Source organism: Edaphobacter sp. (assembly GCF_035532915.1).
In the GTDB taxonomy this organism is placed as follows: Bacteria; Acidobacteriota; Terriglobia; order Terriglobales; family Acidobacteriaceae; genus Edaphobacter.
The window spans coordinates 1-4,099 of sequence record NZ_DATKQC010000021.1; the positions used below are offsets into that span (position 1 = coordinate 1).

The 4,099-nt window shown below is 59.3% G+C and carries 2 protein-coding genes; both read left to right on the top strand.

Annotated features, from left to right (window positions below):
* Window positions 1-253 precede the first annotated feature (253 nt).
* Window positions 254-502, top strand: coding sequence for a hypothetical protein (locus VMU57_RS00895; protein WP_325379828.1), 249 nt, complete (start codon window positions 254-256; stop codon window positions 500-502).
* A partial coding sequence (locus VMU57_RS00900; RefSeq protein ID WP_325379830.1) for a DEAD/DEAH box helicase occupies window positions 499-4,099 on the top strand: 3,601 nt, incomplete at its 3' end. The genes VMU57_RS00895 and VMU57_RS00900, both read left to right, overlap by 4 nt.

Here is a 4,099-nt window from a genome sequence, read left to right on the forward strand (position 1 = left end):
GAGGAAGCTCATGCAGGCGTGGGGGAACGAAACCGAAAAGCTTATCGACGCCGAAGCACCACGCACGAAACCCTAACCACAAGCCGAAATCAATCGGAAATTCGTTCTATTTGACTCACGCGAGGTGCGGAAAGTAAGGCCAGATAGACCGAGAATAACGTTTAGCGACGTATATAGCAGGCCATTCGCGTGAGGTTGCGCCGCCCGATATTTCCTCGTACTCTGACTGCAAAACGCAGTCGCTTTGCGTTCCATGAGCAAATTCAGCCAGGAGCAGCATGTGTCTCGCGGCCAAACCAAGACGGCGACTCTGACCCTGCGGGTCGACCCGCAGATCAAGAGCATGCTCACAGCGGCTGCAGAAGCAGACCGCCGCAGCTTGTCGAATATGCTGGAAGTCATCGTGCTCGAATATTGCGAACAGCATGGTATTGCGTCGATTAAATCTCTGCCGAGAGCGAAGCCACCTGTTGCGCCCAGAAAGAAGCGAGTGCCCGCGTGAGCGCGCATCAATTGCTCAGCAAGCTGCTTGATTACGTCCTCGAGCAAGCCAAGGACATAGACCCGCGCGGCTTCAACCTCGCTGGTCACAAGGGTTTCAAGAGGACCCGTCCTGACCTCCAGGGACTGCCGGGAGTCGACTTCGATATCAAAATCGAAGGAGATCACATCTGGCTGCGCGTGGCACGGCTTGAAGCACTGCAACCTCCAGCCTTATCCGAGGAGAAGCTGAGAGATCTGATCATTATTGATGCCGAACCCACCGGCCAAGCCCCGCGCATCAATGAGATAACGCTCAAGCACCGTCTCGCCGTAGCGTCCGCTGGTCGGACCCCCGAAGAATCGACGGCCGACGAGCGCCGAATCCGGGCCGCCCTGCAGCGGACCCTCGCCGAATACACGCCCCTATGGACCGCCTGGGCGGAAGGTGAAAAGCCGCGGCGCAGAACTATTGGTCTCTATGGCGACCTGTTCGCCATCAAGCATCAGCTGGAGGCCGAGGAAACCGCCAAGCCGCATGAACTGGTTTGGGGTATCGGCGTCAGCGCCTGGAAGATAAATTACGAAGAACGCGCCGGCAGGTCGGTCGTGGAGTTTCAATATCCACTGCTGACTCAGGCCGTCGAGGTGTCGCTGGATGAGCGGACACTCGCCATCGAGTTACGTCCCCGGTCCGTGGATCCGCGTTTTGAGTTCGATGCATTCGCCGCGTGCCATCTGAGCAGCACGGCGGAAGTCGAAAAAGCCGCGAAAGAAAGCTTGGCGAGAAGCGCCGACCGCCCCATTTCGCCATTCGACGTTGGCAGCTTTGAGCCTATTCTCAAGCTGATCGCGGGCAATCTCCATGAACAGGGGCGGTATGTCTCTGGCGCAACCGGCTTTCCCGGCGCAGCGGATGCCCTGGTGGTGTCGGATGCTTGGGTGGTGCTGTCGCGGCCACGATCAAACAATTACCTACACGAGGATATCGTACGTCTGAAAGCGCGGCTCGGAGATGGTGGCGCGATTCCGCTCGGGCCTTTGGCCTTGGTGACACCGCCATCGGATGAGTTGACGAACTACGAACCAGTGTCTTTTCGGGGCCTGTCGGGTGGTTCCGGTTCCGGCTCCAATGGTCAAGTGCAGGAATTGTTCTTTCCGCTGCCGTACAACCATGAACAGATCACCATCGTCGAGCAATTGGAGCGCTCCAGTGGTGTTGCCGTCCAAGGGCCGCCGGGTACAGGCAAGACGCACACCATCGCGAACATCGTTTGCCATTACCTGGCGACGGGACGGAAAGTGCTCGTCACCGCAAAGGGGGAGCAGGCGCTGGAAGTCCTGCAATCGAAGATTCCCGAGGAGGTGCGGCCGCTGACCGTCGCCTTGCTGGCGGGAGATCGCGAGGGCATGCGCCAGTTCCAGTCATCCATCGAAGCCATCATTCACAATGTGTCCCAACTGAATCCGGATGTTGTGAAGACCCAGATTCAGACGTATCGCAGCGCCATCGATCGCGCGCACACGGAATTGGCGACCATCGATCGACGTGTAGACGACATCGCCGTGTCGCAATTGTCCGAGGTCGAAGTAGATGGCGTACCGATGCGCGCCCAGAAAATGGCCGAGTTGGTCCTATCCGGTACCGACAAGTATTCCTGGTTCGACGACGTGTTGTCGCTGGATGCGGAAAATACTCCGCCGCTCAGTGGAACCGAGGCCGCTCATTTGCGTGAAGCGAGGCGCCGACTGGGTAAAGACCTCGTATATGCCGCGGCACGCATCCCGTCCAGCGCGGCTCTGCTGCCAGCGGCCGATGTTGGACGTTTGCATGACGTTCTCGTCGGCATGCGTGAAATTGAAGCGGCTGAGGCCAAGGGTGGGCTTCTCGCTCTAAGGGCAACAACACCCGAAGTGCTAGACCTGGCGCGAAAGCTCCTGAGCCAGGTGGAGGCGGCCGCCAGCCTCGCCAAAGAACTGGAGGACACAGGAGAAGTCTGGACCGCCGAGTTGCGAAAGAAGTGCAGCCAACAGGCCTTTGCCAGCGAACGGCAGGCATTGGAGGCGCTGTTCAGCGAAATCGACGTCCTCATTGAAGCACGGGCGGAATTCATGAAACGCCCTGTCGATGTTCCGGAACCTGCATTGGTGGAGCCGAAGGCTCATGAAGCCGTCAACCGCGGCGCGCAGTCAGGCAAACCGTTCGGATTGCTGAGCTTCAGCAGTGGCGGCGTTAAACAACACGTGTCTGCCATTCGCGTCGCGGGACTGGCGCCTGCCGATGGCGAGGACTGGATGCATGTTCAGCGATACATCAGACTGCACGCACAAGTGCTGTCGTTCAGCGTGCGCTGGAACGAGTTTGCGGAGCTTCTTTCTATCCCAACCGTCGAGGGTGGTGTACAGGCGTTGCGGCGTATCGAGATGGTATCTATCAACGCGCGCAAAGCCCATCGCCTGGCAATGAATCACGATGCTCATCTGCCGACGCTCGCAGAGCGTGTTTTCGCCAACCCGCCGAATCAGCAACTGCGCGGCAATTCGGCACAGTTGGGGGAGGTGCGCCAGCATCTGCGTGCTCATCTAACCCGGGCCGAGCTGGCACAGGCGGCCACCCAGTTGGCTACGCTGCAGGAGAAACTCGCTGGCACGTCCGGTCCTATCTCAGTACAGTTGCGCGCCTTCGTCGAACAGCATTTGGGAAGCAGCAAATACCTGACCGAACGCATCGTGGCGCGGTATTCCGAACTAGTGCAAGAAGTTCGCCGCGTGGAAGCGCTCAGCCATGACATCGGCATTGTGAATGAACTGGCTGGGCGTATCGAGCGCTCGGGTGCAGCAAAACTCGCGGCAAGGGTGCGCGGAGAGGCGGTCGAGAGCACAGGCGAAGACCATGCCTTCCCTGTCGATTGGCGGGAGGCCTGGAACTGGGCGCGTGTGAAGACCCATTTGAACTCGATTGAGGCACGCCAGGAACTTCAGACCCTTGCGGCGCGGCGGCGCGATCTGGAGGCGGGCCTGGCGAAGCTATACGAGAACCTTGTCTCGAGCGCCGCCTGGCTGTCCACGAAGCTGGGCGCCTCCCCGAGAGTCCTGTCTGCGCTCGAAACCTACCGCACCGCCGTTCGGCGCATAGGCCAGGGGACCGGCCCGAACGCCACCCGGCATCGGCGCGATGCGCAGAAGGCGATGCATGACGCTCAGGGTGCAGTCCCGTGCTGGGTCATGAGTCATGCGAAGGTATCTGAAACTTTGCCAGCTCAACTAGGTAGTTTCGATCTCATCATCGTGGACGAGGCCAGCCAGTCGGACCTATGGGCTCTGCCGGCGGTACTTCGTGGTAAGAAGATTCTGGTCGTAGGTGACGACAAGCAGGTCTCGCCTGATGGCGGCTTTATCGCCGCGGTGCGCATTCAGGAACTGAAGGACCGGTTCTTGTCCGACCAACCGTATGCGGCGGTACTGACCCCGGAGAAATCGCTATACGACGTGGCGTCCACCGTATTTGCGGCGCACAAGGTCATGCTACGTGAGCATTTCCGTTGTGTACCGCCCATCATTGCCTATAGCAACAGGACCTTCTACAAGGATTTTATCCAGCCGCTTCGCATTCCAAAGG